This window comes from Bacteroides sp. AF20-13LB, assembly GCF_003603065.1.
Classification (GTDB): domain Bacteria; phylum Bacteroidota; class Bacteroidia; order Bacteroidales; family Bacteroidaceae; genus Bacteroides; species Bacteroides uniformis.
The window spans coordinates 1-13,192 of record NZ_QTMH01000002.1; the positions used below are offsets into that span (position 1 = coordinate 1).

General features: G+C 48.9%; 17 protein-coding genes. 11 read left to right on the forward strand and 6 right to left on the reverse strand.

Features of this window, described 5'->3' with window-relative positions; genetic code table 11:
* The 9 genes from DWX62_RS02155 to DWX62_RS02195 form a co-directional block, all read left to right on the forward strand.
* A partial coding sequence (locus DWX62_RS02155) for a conjugal transfer protein TraI (RefSeq protein ID WP_243636239.1) occupies nucleotides 1-474 on the forward strand: 474 nt, incomplete at its 5' end.
* Between the two features lie 19 nt (nucleotides 475-493).
* A complete protein-coding gene (traJ, locus tag DWX62_RS02160; protein WP_117543239.1) occupies nucleotides 494-1,489 on the forward strand; it encodes a conjugative transposon protein TraJ in 996 nt (331 codons plus the stop codon).
* Nucleotides 1,490-1,509: 20 nt separating this feature from the next.
* The gene (gene traK, locus DWX62_RS02165; protein ID WP_004308760.1) at nucleotides 1,510-2,133 is read left to right on the forward strand and encodes a conjugative transposon protein TraK; all 624 of its coding nucleotides are present in this window, start codon (nucleotides 1,510-1,512) and stop codon (nucleotides 2,131-2,133) included.
* A 4-nt stretch (nucleotides 2,134-2,137) separates the two neighbouring features.
* Nucleotides 2,138-2,434, forward strand: coding sequence for a TraL conjugative transposon family protein (locus DWX62_RS02170; RefSeq protein ID WP_117543237.1), 297 nt, complete (start codon nucleotides 2,138-2,140; stop codon nucleotides 2,432-2,434).
* A complete protein-coding gene (gene traM, locus DWX62_RS02175; protein WP_118936791.1) occupies nucleotides 2,412-3,743 on the forward strand; it encodes a conjugative transposon protein TraM in 1,332 nt (443 codons plus the stop codon). Before DWX62_RS02170 ends, traM begins: the two co-directional genes overlap by 23 nt.
* Before the next feature lie 33 nt (nucleotides 3,744-3,776).
* Complete coding sequence (gene traN / locus DWX62_RS02180) at nucleotides 3,777-4,712, forward strand: conjugative transposon protein TraN (RefSeq protein WP_007845745.1); 936 nt, start codon at nucleotides 3,777-3,779, stop codon at nucleotides 4,710-4,712.
* Nucleotides 4,713-4,715: 3 nt separating this feature from the next.
* Entirely contained in the window at nucleotides 4,716-5,297 is a 582-nt protein-coding gene (locus DWX62_RS02185; RefSeq protein WP_117543235.1) for a conjugal transfer protein TraO, read from the forward strand.
* 13 nt (nucleotides 5,298-5,310) lie between these two features.
* Nucleotides 5,311-5,769: a DUF3872 domain-containing protein gene (locus tag DWX62_RS02190; protein WP_004329653.1), complete on the forward strand. Its 459-nt coding sequence runs from the start codon at nucleotides 5,311-5,313 to the stop codon at nucleotides 5,767-5,769.
* A gap of 12 nt (nucleotides 5,770-5,781) precedes the next feature.
* Nucleotides 5,782-6,102: a hypothetical protein gene (locus DWX62_RS02195; protein WP_004327301.1), complete on the forward strand. Its 321-nt coding sequence runs from the start codon at nucleotides 5,782-5,784 to the stop codon at nucleotides 6,100-6,102.
* 203 nt (nucleotides 6,103-6,305) lie between these two features.
* Here the strand turns inward: DWX62_RS02195 and DWX62_RS02200 are convergent, their stop codons facing one another.
* From DWX62_RS02200 to DWX62_RS02230, 6 genes are all read right to left on the reverse strand, one after another.
* Nucleotides 6,306-6,788, reverse strand: a complete 483-nt coding sequence (locus tag DWX62_RS02200) for a hypothetical protein (RefSeq protein ID WP_032852536.1) — start codon at nucleotides 6,786-6,788, stop codon at nucleotides 6,306-6,308.
* 11 nt (nucleotides 6,789-6,799) lie between these two features.
* Nucleotides 6,800-7,021, reverse strand: coding sequence for a DUF3873 domain-containing protein (locus tag DWX62_RS02205; RefSeq protein WP_117543233.1), 222 nt, complete (start codon nucleotides 7,019-7,021; stop codon nucleotides 6,800-6,802).
* Between the two features lie 77 nt (nucleotides 7,022-7,098).
* Complete coding sequence (locus tag DWX62_RS02210; protein ID WP_004329650.1) at nucleotides 7,099-7,632, reverse strand: antirestriction protein ArdA; 534 nt, start codon at nucleotides 7,630-7,632, stop codon at nucleotides 7,099-7,101.
* Between the two features lie 290 nt (nucleotides 7,633-7,922).
* Nucleotides 7,923-8,123, reverse strand: coding sequence for a hypothetical protein (locus DWX62_RS02220; protein WP_081443384.1), 201 nt, complete (start codon nucleotides 8,121-8,123; stop codon nucleotides 7,923-7,925).
* A gap of 142 nt (nucleotides 8,124-8,265) precedes the next feature.
* Complete coding sequence (locus DWX62_RS02225; RefSeq protein WP_070751237.1) at nucleotides 8,266-8,796, reverse strand: ORF6N domain-containing protein; 531 nt, start codon at nucleotides 8,794-8,796, stop codon at nucleotides 8,266-8,268.
* An 84-nt stretch (nucleotides 8,797-8,880) separates the two neighbouring features.
* A complete protein-coding gene (locus tag DWX62_RS02230; RefSeq protein WP_117543231.1) occupies nucleotides 8,881-10,110 on the reverse strand; it encodes a site-specific integrase in 1,230 nt (409 codons plus the stop codon).
* 444 nt (nucleotides 10,111-10,554) lie between these two features.
* On the opposite strand from DWX62_RS02230, the gene DWX62_RS02235 reads away from it, so the two are divergent.
* Complete coding sequence (locus tag DWX62_RS02235) at nucleotides 10,555-11,838, forward strand: site-specific integrase (RefSeq protein ID WP_007756660.1); 1,284 nt, start codon at nucleotides 10,555-10,557, stop codon at nucleotides 11,836-11,838.
* A gap of 63 nt (nucleotides 11,839-11,901) precedes the next feature.
* Nucleotides 11,902-13,188 carry a PDDEXK nuclease domain-containing protein gene (locus tag DWX62_RS02240; protein WP_007756662.1) on the forward strand — a complete coding sequence of 429 codons (1,287 nt, stop codon included), beginning with the start codon at nucleotides 11,902-11,904 and terminating at the stop codon, nucleotides 13,186-13,188.
* The last annotated feature ends 4 nt before the right edge of the window (nucleotides 13,189-13,192 follow it).

The window sequence follows — 13,192 nt, forward strand, 5'->3', positions numbered from 1 at the left end:
GGCGAGCTTCCGAAAACCCACCGTAGTAATACGGCAGGGCGTTGGATGCTTAGCCTACCGCTCAAAGCGGTACACGATGTTGTCAAGGGCGGCATCAAGGTGAAGAAGTCCATTGAGCTGGTGGCGGAAATATCCGAAATCTACGTGCGAAACTATCAGAACATGCTGGCAGACCCGAACTACACGCCGGATGAACTCACCGCCATTTCAGCCGGGTACGCCAAGCTGCTCTCCGAAAGTGCGGACGTGTTGCAGGACTTGAAGAATGTAGTGAACGTGACGGGCATGTCGCTGACGGATGCCGAAAGGCTGGCGGTAATCAACAACGCCTATAAAAGCCTACTCAACTACCGCAACCTCGTGAACTACTACACCCGAAAGAACATATCCGTGTCCTACCTGCGGGCGAAGAAGAAGAACGACACCGACCGGGTGCTGGCTCTTTACGGCTCGGCGGATGAACGCTACTGGTAACATATAAATCGGTATGCCTATGTTATTAGCAGCGGTGGATTTTGACAACCTGCACCAAGTGTTGCGGGTGCTGTACGATGAAATGATGCCCTTGTGCAGCAACATGACGGGGGTAGCGAAAGGGATAGCCGGGCTGGGAGCTTTGTTCTATGTAGCCGCCAAAGTGTGGCAGTCGCTCGCAAGGGCGGAAGCCATAGACGTGTACCCGCTCCTGCGCCCTTTTGCGTTGGGGCTGTGCATCATGTTTTTTCCAACTTTCGTGCTGGGGACTATCAACACGGTGCTGTCGCCAGTGGTAAAAGGGTGCAACCAGCTTATGGAAACGCAGACTTTCGACATGAACGAGTACCGGGCGCAGAAAGACCGACTGGAATATGAAGCCCTGATGCGAAGCCCCGAAACGGCTTACCTCGCATCGGACGAGGAATTTGACCGACAACTGGAAGAACTGGGCTGGTCGCCCTCCGACATGGTGACTATGACGGGCATGTACATGGACAGGACGGCTTATAATATAAAGAAGTCCGTCCGGGACTGGTTCAGGGAGTTATTGGAAATGCTCTTTCAGGCGGCGGGGCTGATTATAGACACGCTGCGCACGTTCTTCCTAATCGTGTTAAGCATACTGGGTCCGCTGGCGTTTGCGATTTCCGTCTATGACGGTTTCCAAAGCACGCTGACCCGGTGGATTTCACGCTATATCTCCATTTACCTGTGGCTGCCCGTGTCGGACTTGTTCAGCAGCGTGCTGGCACGCATACAAACCCTGATGCTCCAAAAAGACATCGAGCAGCTTTCAGACCCGAATTTCATTCCTGACGGGAGCAGCACCGTGTATATAATCTTCATGATTATCGGCATCGTGGGCTACTTCACCATTCCAACGGTGGCAAGCTGGATAGTGTCGGCTGGCGGTACGTCTGCCTATAACCGCAACGTGGCACGGGCTGGGTCAATCGCCGGGGCGGCGGTCGGTGCGGCTGGCGGAAAGGTTTCGGGAAAACTACTCAAATAAACAACATCAATTTATAGGATATGGAATTTAAGTCATTAACGAACATCGAAACGAGTTTCCGGCAAATCCGGCTCTTTGCGCTGGTATTCATCTGCCTGTGCGCACTGGTGACGGGCTTTGCCGTGTGGAACTCGTACAGCTTCGCCGAGAAGCAGCGGCAGAAGATATACGTCCTCGACAACGGCAAAAGCCTGATGCTGGCACTCTCGCAGGACATGGCACAGAACAGACCCGTGGAAGCGAAGTCGCACGTGCGGCGTTTCCACGAACTTTTCTTCACCTTATCACCCGAAAAGGGGGCTATCGAAAGCAACATCAAACGCTCGTTGTTTCTCGCCGACAAGACCGCTTTCAACTATTACAAGGACTTGGCGGAAAAGGGCTACTACAACCGGGTGATTTCCGGAAACGTCACGCAGACGGTGGAGATTGACAGCGTGAAGTGCGACTTCGACCAGTACCCCTACAAGGTGAACACGTATGCCCGCCAGTTGATTGTCCGGGAAAGCAGCCTGACGGTGCGAAGCCTTGTGACCTCGTGCCGGTTGCTTAACGCCACCCGGAGCGACAACAACCCGCACGGCTTTATCATCGAAGCGTTCACCATTACCGAGAACAAGGATTTGCAGACCATTAAAAGATAGCCTTATGGAGAGAAAACGAAATTACATCGAAAAGGTGCGGGACTGGGCGGACGACCGCCTGCGCCGGATGTGCGGACGGATTACGCCGGGCAAAAGGCTGGCGGTTATCCTCGTGATGTTCTTCTTTTTCGGCGGCTTGTCTATCTACATCACCGTTTCATCAATCTACAATATCGGGAAACGGGACGGCAGGCGGCTGCAAATAGAACATATCAAACAACTGCCATTGCAAGGCAATGACACAATCAACAGTATCAACCCCTTAAACAGACCGGAATATGGAAGAAGTACAGAAGAATGAGAACGGCACGACCGTACCGCAGGCGGACGGGAAGCCGAAAAAGGAAGATAAACCCAAACGGGAACTTACCCCGCAGCAGGTGCAGCAGCGCAGGAAAATGATAGTCTTCCCGCTGATGTTCCTTGCCTTTGCAGGGTGCATGTACCTGATATTCGCACCCTCCGGCAAAGAGGACGTGAATGTGGAAAGCGTGGGCGGCTTCAATGCCGACATACCCTTGCCCGCAGAGGACGGGATTATAGCCGACAAGCAAAAGGCTTACGAGCAGGCGGTGACAAACCGCAAACAGCAGGACAAGATACAATCCTTGCAGGACTTCGGTTTCACGCTGGACGATGAAACGGAAGAACCGCAAGCGGAAATCAATCTGATGCCGGAAGAAGATCCGAAGCCACAAAGGGGCGGCGGTGCTTCTTCAAGGGCGGCTTACCGGGACATCAACCGCCAGTTAAGCACGTTCTACGAAACGCCCCCTGTGGACGAGGAAAAAGAGGAATTGAAACGGCAGGTGGCGGAACTGACCGACCGACTGAAACAGCAGCAGAACGCCACGCCTACGGCTGACGACCAAATGGCACTCTTGGAAAAGTCCTACGAGCTGGCGGCAAAGTACATGAACGGGCAGGACGGACAAAGGGGGCAGATTGCCCAAATACCGACAGCCGGGCAGAACGGCGGCGGTATCGGCACTCCGGCTATTCCGGTGCAGGCTATCCGGGAAACGACCGTTTCGGGATTGCAGCAGCCCATGAGCGATGCCGACTTCATCCGGGCTTACAGCCAGCCACGAAACTACGGCTTCAACACGGCGGTAGGCACGGGGTACGCTATGGGAAAGAACACGGTAGCCGCCTGCATACACCAAGACCAAACGCTGGTGGACGGGCAGGCGGTGAAACTACGGCTGCTCGAACCCATGCAGGCGGGAAATATCGTTGTGCCGAAGAATACCCTCGTGGCGGGAACGGCAAAAGTGCAGGGCGAACGGCTCGACATACTGGTGTCCTCGATTGAGTACGCTGGCAACATCATCCCGGTGGAACTCGCCGTGTTCGACACGGACGGGCAAAAGGGGCTTTCCGTCCCGTCCTCTATGGAGCAGGAAGCGTTCAACGAAGCTATGGCGAATATCGGAAGCGGGCTGGGTACAAGCATTTCCTTTGCCCAAAGTGCCGGGCAGCAGGTGGCTATGGACGTGACAAGGGGATTGCTGCAAGGAACGTCCGGCTACCTCGCCAAGAAGTTCCGAACCGTGAAAGTGAAGCTGAAAGCAGGCTATAAAGTCATGCTTTACGCCAAACAACAATAACCATTTTATCAACCGTTAAAATTTCAATTGACAATGAAACAGATTTTTGGATTGTTCGCCCTCTTGCTGGGCGTGTGTGCGGCAAACGCACAAACCGCTGACACCGTGAAGTATGCGGCTGGCAACGACTTGTACCGGGGTATTACCCGGAAACTCCCGTACCGCCAAATGGTTACGCCCTACGGCGTGGAAGTGACCTTTGCCAAGACGGTGCATATCATCTTCCCCGCCGCCGTCCGCTATGTCGATTTGGGAAGCAACCACATCATAGCGGGCAAGGCGGACGGTGCGGAGAACGTAATCAGGGTGAAAGCCACGACAGAGGGCTTTCCGGGAGAAACGAACTTCTCCGTTATCTGCGAGGACGGCAGTTTCTTTTCGTTCAACGCCAAGTACGCCCGTGAACCGGAAATGCTCAACATCGAAATGAAGGACTTCTTGGAGAATGAAGATACGTCCGACTTCTCGCATACCCGGATGAACATCCATTTCCGGGAACTGGCGGGTGAAAGCCCGCTATTAGTGAAGCTGATAATGCAGAGCATCTACAAGAACAATGACCGGAAAGTGCGCCACTTGGGTAGCAAGCGTTTCGGCATACAGTTCTTAATCAAGGGGATTTACACATATAACGGGATGCTCTACGTGCACACGCAGACAAAGAACAGTTCCAACGTGCCTTTCGACACGGACTTCATCAGGTTTAAGATAACCGATAAAAAAGTGCCCAAACGCACGGCTATTCAGGAAACGGTACTGGATGCGGTACGCAGCTACAACGAGGTGATAGAGATTGCCGGGAAATCGACCGTGCGCACGGTGTACGCCCTGCCGAAGTTTACCATTCCTGACGACAAGCTGCTGGTCGTGGAACTCTACGAGAAGAACGGCGGGCGGCATCAGACCATACGGGTGGAAAACGCCGACATCGTGAACGCAGAAGTGATTGACGAACTAAAAATCAAATAGGGAATGAAAAGACACATCTTTATAATGATGCTCTTTGCGCTGTGCCTGACCTCGTTTCAGGCACACGCACAAAGATACCTGCCGGGCATGAAAGGCTTGCAGGTCACGGCGGGCATGACGGACGGGGTGCATTGGAACGCTGGCAGTGATTTCGCCTACCACATCGGGGCGGCGTACAGCGTTTACACCAAGAACGCCAACCGCTGGGTGATTGGCGGCGAATACCTGCACAAGAAGTATGACTACAAGGATATGCAGATACCCGTAGAACAGTTCACCGCAGAGGGCGGCTATTACCTGAAATTCCTATCGGACAGACGAAAGACCTTTTTCCTTTCATTGGGCTTGTCGGCTCTCGCCGGGTACGAAACAAGCAACCGAAGCGAAAAGCTGCTGCCGGACGGCTCTACCTTGCTGGATAAGGACTGCTTCATTTACGGCGGTGCGCTGACGCTGGAACTGGAAACCTACCTGACCGACCGGATAGCCTTGCTTGTCAGTGCAAGGGAACGGGCGTTGTTCGGCTCGGACATAGGCAAGTTCCACACGCAGGTATCTTTGGGACTGAAATTCATTATCAACTGACCGCTATATAATAATGTATATGAAGAATGTAATGTATAAAATCATCATGGGCTGCTACATCGTGGCCGCCCTCGTGCTTGTCACCGCCTGTAATGACAACTTGGATATTCAGCAGGCGTACCCGTTCAGCATCGAAACACTGCCAGTACCCAAAAGGCTGAAAGTCGGGGAAACCGCCGAAATACGCTGCCGACTGGTGCGTGGCGGCTATTACCAGCCGACTACCTATCAGATAAGGTATTTCCAGCCGGACGGCAAAGGAAAGCTGGAAATGGATAACGGCACGGTGTTCCTGCCCAACGACCTTTACCCGCTGGAGAAAGAAACGTTCAGGCTCTACTACACCTCGGCATCAACCGACCAGCAGACGATTGACATTTATATCATCGACAGCTTCGGGCAGATGCAGCAACTTACACTATCATTCAATAATGACAACAGCGAAGAAGGAACGGAAACAATAACCCCCTAATAACAAAACGACATGGTAAAAATAGAATTGGATATAGAAGGTATCTCGTGGTACATAGAAACCACGTTGGAAACAGATACAGTTCCGGCAGTAGGTGACATCATCATTGTGGACAAGGACTGTATTTCCGAACGTGACAGTGCTGAATTATGGAAAACGCCGTCCAATCAGGTTTTCAAATGGGCGGACGAAGAAGATGATGCGCCCGTAATGGTATGGTTCGATTGCGAAACGGAAATGCTTGTCACTAAACGGACATGGAAATATGACATCGAGGAAGAAGAAACCGTGTGCATACTTGGTGTAAAATTTATTCACTATGAGGATTTATAGTTGCGACATCCGTTTTTATCATCCTCTTGGGAAACCGGGTATGGAATGATACGCAAAGCGTAAATATCGGGCAGACAGCCCGCCGGGAAGCATCGGCGGGCTGTTTCCATGATAGGGAAAACGAAAGGCTTCTTTGTTACTTTCTTCACCCGCTGGCAGGCTCACGGAAGAAAGTAACGGCGGCAAGCAGCCGCCGTCCTCTATCAACTGGTTTTAAGGCTCTTTATGGACGTGTATTTCTCTAACCACACCTTTACCTGCTCCATGTTATATTCGCCCGTGATGATTGCCGTATGGTCGTCTATGGCTACAAACCGGACACTTTCATAGCTGTTTACCCAGCCTTGCAGGGAACAGACGCCCCACGTTTCCACATCTTCAAAAACACTGCGGTCTATCCGGCTGATTGGCTCGCCGAAAACTACCGTCATTATCTGAAAGTCCGGTTTGTCCTCCAACAGTTGCAAATGGTGCAGCGTGCCGAACTCGTCTATTTTGCGCCCCCACGCCCACACATCATTATACAAATCATCGCCCCACTGGTGCGGGTGGTCGAAACGGACTTTTACCTCTATGGTGTGTTCGTTTTCTTCTGTGTCCTCGATAACGCCCGTTACCATTAAGCCCGTAAAAATACACTCGCAACGCCTGCCGATAAGCTTCTTGTTTACTTCTGTTGTTTTCATGTCCCTGAAATTTACTTGTTTATTACTCCGTTCTTCTTCACTACCCATTCGTCACGCCTGCGGCGGCACTCGTCCAGCGTTTTGGCTACCGTGCTGAAAAGTTCGCCGTCCGTGTGGCGGTAGTCATATTGATAATAAATTTGTCCCCTGAAAGCCCCTAAACGGCATTTCACGAACTTTTCTTCTCCCGGTGTTTGGGTGATGCTTACCCCGTTTTTGTTAAGTGACTGCATGATGTCTTATTTTTTTATGGTTATAAACTTGGTTGTTTTAAGCGGGCAGGGCTTTGACACCCCGCCCGGATTGGTTGTTATGCCGCCCGGAACACAAAGCCGTCATCAAACCAGTAATCGCACATGAACAGGTCACGGGCAAACTGTTTGTAATCGAAATAGGTCTTTGCGAACTCCGGCAGGTCGTAACATTCCTCTACAATTTCATAGGCGAAATCTTCTTCATCGTCATATTCCCCTTGATATTCATCCCGGAAATCACGTACAAGGTCGTCCGCATCTTCCTCGCCCAAATCATGGCTTTTATAGTTGCACCACACGAAAAAGGCTTCCTGCTCGGTGTCGCTCAAATCCTCCACCGCATCACGCAGGGCGAAGAAGTTTTCAGAAATCCAGCTTTCGTCGATTAAGCCCTCCGGCACGTTCTCCCAGTCCTGAAACATGTATTCCGCATCTTCCTCGTCCTTGTGAAGTTCCCGGCAGGCTTCATAAAATTCTTCCTTGTCCGAATAGTCCGAAAGGTCGAGCCATGCGCCGGACAATGAACCGTTGTTGTACTTGGCATAAGTGCCTACATAAACTTTTGCTTCCGATAATACCTTTGCTTCCATATTGCTGTAATTTTTAAGTTTTTAATTTTATGCGGATTTGAGAGGTGAGGGAGTTGAAGTTTCACTGAACTTTTTTCCTGTTTCCCGTAAATCCGACTTTTTTTTTATGCGTCTTCCGGTCGGGTCGGTCGTTTTCGTTTCACATAGGCGTAAAAGGGTAGTGTTTAGAGTTTGCAAGGTTTTGGGCAAAAAATACCTCGCAAGGCAGGGAAGATTTTTTCGCCAAACCGGAACGGCTCGACCTTGCAAAATCGTGAAGAACACGTAACTACCTTTGCCTATTGAAATGATTAAAACGACTGTCCCGGCTGGGGGACTGCGTAAGAGGAAGATTTACAGATAGGGAAACCGGGGAAAAGTGCCTGTTCTCTTTCATCTTTTAGGGAACACTCCATGCGGGCGGGAAAGGCAAGGGTGTTGTGAGCTTGCTTGCAATACGCTTGTGCGGGTTTCCAACGGCTCTTTTCACGGAATACAGTCAGCCATGCCACGCACGGCTGGCGTTTCGGGGAATGTGCCAGTTGGAAAAGGATATAAAAAATGCGGGTAGTCGGTGGACTGCCCGCAAGGTGGAAGAATGTACTTCATTGGGATATAGTTTGTTAGGCGGAATTTCGTTACCGAAATCGTTACCTATTCGTTTTTGTCACGGTTATAGGTAACGAAACCTACCGGGCGGCGTTCTTTCTGTTGTTTCGACTGGCTCAAAAGCTGGGTAAGGGCTTGGTACAGTTCGTTGAACTGCGCATCGGTGCTTACCTCCAGTTCCTCGATGCGCCTTGACAGTTCCTCGTAACCGATTGCCATTTGGCGCATGAGGACAAAAGCCCGCATGATTGAAATGTTTACTTCTATGGCTACTTTGGAGCGGAGAACCGAAGAAAGCATGGCTACGCCCTGCTCGGTGAAAGCCATAGGCATAGCAACGCCGAAGTTGTAAGCAGGGGGTATCACATTTTGTGATACCCCTATGGATAACAGCAAGTTAGCTTCCTCTTGGGTGAGTACAAACATAAAATCACCCGGAAAACGCTCGATATTGCGCTTGACCGCCTGCTTCAAGGCTCGTGTTTCCACTTGGTAGAGTTCTGCCAAATGATAATCGAGCATCACCCGGCAACCTCTGACCTCAAAAATCTTGTTTTGGATAATCTGCAAATCCATAATCGTATATTTTAGGAGATTTAGCAATGTTGGAATAATAGTAAGGACTGGTCACAAATTGTGACCAGTTCCCAATAATCAAGATTACATGGCGACTTCCTTGTAAATCTTCTCGATGCCGATAAACTTCTTGTCAAGCCCCTGCATATCGCTGCCTATCTTGCTGTTGGTGATGCGGGCGTAGATTTGCGTAGTTTCTATGTTTGTGTGTCCCAGCATCTTGGACACCGTTTCAATGGGTACGCCCTTTGACAGCGTGGTGGTCGTGGCGAACGTGTGCCGGGCAAGGTGGAACGTCAGGTTCTTTTTAATACCGCATATATCGGCAATCTCTTTCAAGTAGGCGTTTAGCTTCTGATTGCTGATTACGGGAAGTATCTTCCCGTCCGGCAACTTGCCCTTGTACTTCTTCAAAATCATCTTGGGAATATCCAGCAGGGGGACATTCACGTCCGTATTCGTCTTTTGCCGCTTGGTGATTATCCAAAGGTTGCCGTCAAAGGACTTTTGGATATTCTCCTGCCGCAAGTTGGCGACATCGCTGTATGCCAAACCGCAGAAACAGGAAAAGACGAACAAGTCCCTGACGTGTTCCAGCCGTTCGGAAACCATTTTCTTTTTAAGGATGATTTTTATCTCGTCCTCTGTCAGATAACCCCTGTCCACTTTCTCCAGCCGGATTTTATAGCTGGCGAACGGGTCGCCCACCAGTATGCCGTTGTTGCGGGCAATGATGATGATACGCTTGAAGAACTGCATGAACTTGGCGGTGGTGTTGTAGCCGCACTTGCAGGCGGTACGCAAATACAACTCAAAATCGGTAATGAACATCGGGCTTATCTCCTTTATGGATATGTCCGATACATTGTACTTGCTTTGGATAAATTCAGCGAGGTGGCGGCGGGTCACTTCATACTTGCGGTAGGTCGCTATCGTCTTGGATATGCCCACAAGCTGCTTCACATCGTCATTGTGCTTTTGGAACAATGAAAGGATTGTTTCGTGGCTCTCGCTGTGTCCCAAGAACTCGTTTTTCACTTTCTCGGCGGTTACGTAGTTGTCACGCCGCTGCATTTCGTGGTAAATGGTATTCAGGGAAGAACGTATGTCGTCCAAAAGGGCGTTTATCCTCCCGGCATCCCTGCCTTTGGCTTTGCCCGCAGCCGTGTTCCAGTTGTCGGGCTGGATGCTCTGTTTCGTACTGAACTGGCAAAGTTTGCCGTCTATGGTGATGCGTGCCATAATCATAACCTCGCCGTTTTTCTTTTCAGAACCTTTCTTCAAATAAAAAAGAACCTTGAATGTCGATTTCATAACTCAAAATTTTTAGTTGCAAAATTAGTTTTTACCTCTCGTTTTCGAGTTATGCAGACTATGGACTAATATAGTCATTATCAGGTCATTTATGGACAATTCGTTACCGTTTTTGTCCGGCAGGGAATAGGTAACGATTTAGTAACGAAACTTTGTCTTTTACCGTACTTTTGAAGTCTTGGAAGCAGGACTTTCGGGCAATAAAAAAAGCCACAAATCATTGATTTGTAGCTTTTTGTCCGTTTGCTGACCATTTCTGTCCAGCACGTTCAGCGGAGAGACAGGCTCTCGAACTTATACTTTCACAGAATCTCATAAAACCGCAAACAACTGATAATCAAGTGCAAATTACAACATAGAGTAAAACTAAATGTTTCTAAATGTCTTTTGCTATCTCAATAATTGGGTGTATATTTGGGTGTAGAATTTCAAACGCACCCAATTATGAATATCAAGCGCAACATCATTTTTGCATTGGAGAGCCGGAAAAAGAACGGTGTGCCAATCGTAGAGAACGTACCCATCCGTATGCGTGTCATCTTTGCCAGCCAACGCATCGAGTTTACAACGGGCTACCGGATTGACGTAGCCAAATGGGATGCAGACAAGCAGCGGGTAAAGAACGGATGTACCAACAAGCTAAAGCAGAGTGCAGCCGAAATCAATACGGACTTGCTGAAATACTATGCCGAAATCCAGAATATTTTCAAGGAATTTGAGGTGCAGGAGGTCATGCCAACGACCCAACAGTTGAAGGAAGCTTTCAACATGAGAATGAAAGACACCAGCGAAGAACAGCCGGAAGAAGCCCCTGTCAGCTTTTGGGAGGTATTCGATGAGTTTGTAAAAGAGTGCGGTAACCAGAATAACTGGACGGCATCCACCTATGAAAAATTTGCAGCAGTGAGGAACCACCTCAAAGAGTTCAAGGAGGATGCAACGTTCAACTATTTCGACGAGTTTGGATTGAACGAATACGTCAACTTCCTGCGTGATACCAAGGATATGAGAAACAGCACCATCGGCAAGCAAATGGGATTCCTCAAATGGTTCCTGCGCTGGAGCTTCAAGAAAGGACATCATCAGAACATTGCATACGATACATTCAAACCGAAACTGAAAACCACCTCGAAAAAAGTAATCTTCCTGACTTGGGATGAACTGAACAAGCTGAAAGACTACCAGATACCCAAGGATAAGCAATACCTGGAACGTGTGCGTGATGTTTTCCTGTTCTGCTGCTTTACGAGTTTGCGGTATTCGGATGTTCGCAATCTGAAAAGAAGCGATGTGAAGTCCGACCACATCGAAATAACCACAGTCAAGACTGCCGACAGCCTGACGATTGAACTGAACAAATACAGCAAAGCCATACTGGACAAATACAAGGACATCCATTTCGAGAATTACATGGCTCTGCCCGTCATCAGCAACCAGAAGATGAACGATTACCTGAAAGAGCTGGGCGAACTGGCAGAAATCAACGAGCCTGTACGGGAAACCTACTACAAGGGAAATGAACGTATTGATGAAGTCACACCCAAATACGCTTTGCTCAGTACCCATGCAGGAAGAAGGACATTCATCTGCAATGCGCTGGCTCTCGGAATCCCGGCACAGGTGGTCATGAAATGGACGGGACACAGCGACTACAAAGCTATGAAACCCTACATTGACATAGCGGATGATATTAAGGCAAATGCCATGAACAAGTTTAATCAACTATAAAAGTATCAAACAGTTTCATAGATAGTTATCAATGACTATATTTGTAGAAATTATCATCACAATATGAGCAACAAGGAATCCAACATAGAGAAAACGAATTTTGATGCATTCATACAAGCGGTCGGTTCGGAAATAGAACAGGCACAAGTAAGGCTGATTGTTGCAGCCAATGCACAAATGCTGTTCCATTACTGGAAGATAGGCAATTACATCCTTTATCACCAGCAGCTGCACGGATGGGGAAGCAAAATCATCAAGCAGTTGGCAAAGGCTATCCGACTGCATTACCCTGAAAAGAAAGGCTATTCGGAACGTAACCTTACCTATATGTGCCAGTTTGCAAAAGCATATCCTTTAAGAGCGTTGCAAAGTTTCATAGAAACAGATGCAAGCCTGTCTGTCCCAACCATACAGAGTGTGACCAATGAAGTATTAAAACTGAATGACAAGCAATTTACGCAGGAACTTACTGCGCAAATACAATCGATTGATTGTCAATCATTAGCAATTACGCAGGAAGTTCCTGCGCAATTTGAAGATGTGGGAAAAACCGTGTCTGCCATTTACAGGATGGGAATCAGGGAAATAGAAGAAGTTTTCTTGACCTCTCCTATAGCCAAAATAAACTGGACAAGCCAAATGACTATACTTGACAGTTCGCTACCTTTAGGTCTAAGCTACTGGTACATGAAGCAGTCTGTGGAAATGGGATGGAGCAGCAATGTATTGAAAATGCAAATTGACAGTGATTTGTATAGCCGACAAATCAGCAACAACAAGGTAAACAATTTCACGACCACACTTCCGGCTCCACAAAGCGACCTTGCCAATTACCTACTCAAAGACCCGTACATCTTTGATTTGGCAGGAGCCAAAGAAAAAGCAGACGAAAGGGATATTGAAGAACAGCTGGTGAAACACGTTACCCGCTACCTGTTGGAAATGGGCAACGGTTTTGCCTTCGTTGCCCGGCAGAAGCACTTCCAAGTCGGAAACAGCGATTTCTTTGCCGACCTGATTCTATATTCCATTCCGTTGCACGCATATATTGTCATAGAATTGAAAGCCACTCCTTTCAAGCCGGAATATGCCGGACAACTCAACTTTTACATCAACGTGGTGGATGATAAGTTGAGAGGGGAACACGACAACAAGACCATCGGTCTTTTGTTGTGCAGAGGAAAGGACGAAGTGGTTGCCCAGTATGCCCTTTCCGGCTATGACCAGCCCATCGGCATCAGCGATTACCAATTGAGCAAGGCGATTCCCGAGAAATTGAAATCAGCGTTGCCCAGCGTAGAAGAAGTGGAAGAAGAACTGGCTTCTTTCCTTGACAAGGATCCCCAATAATAAG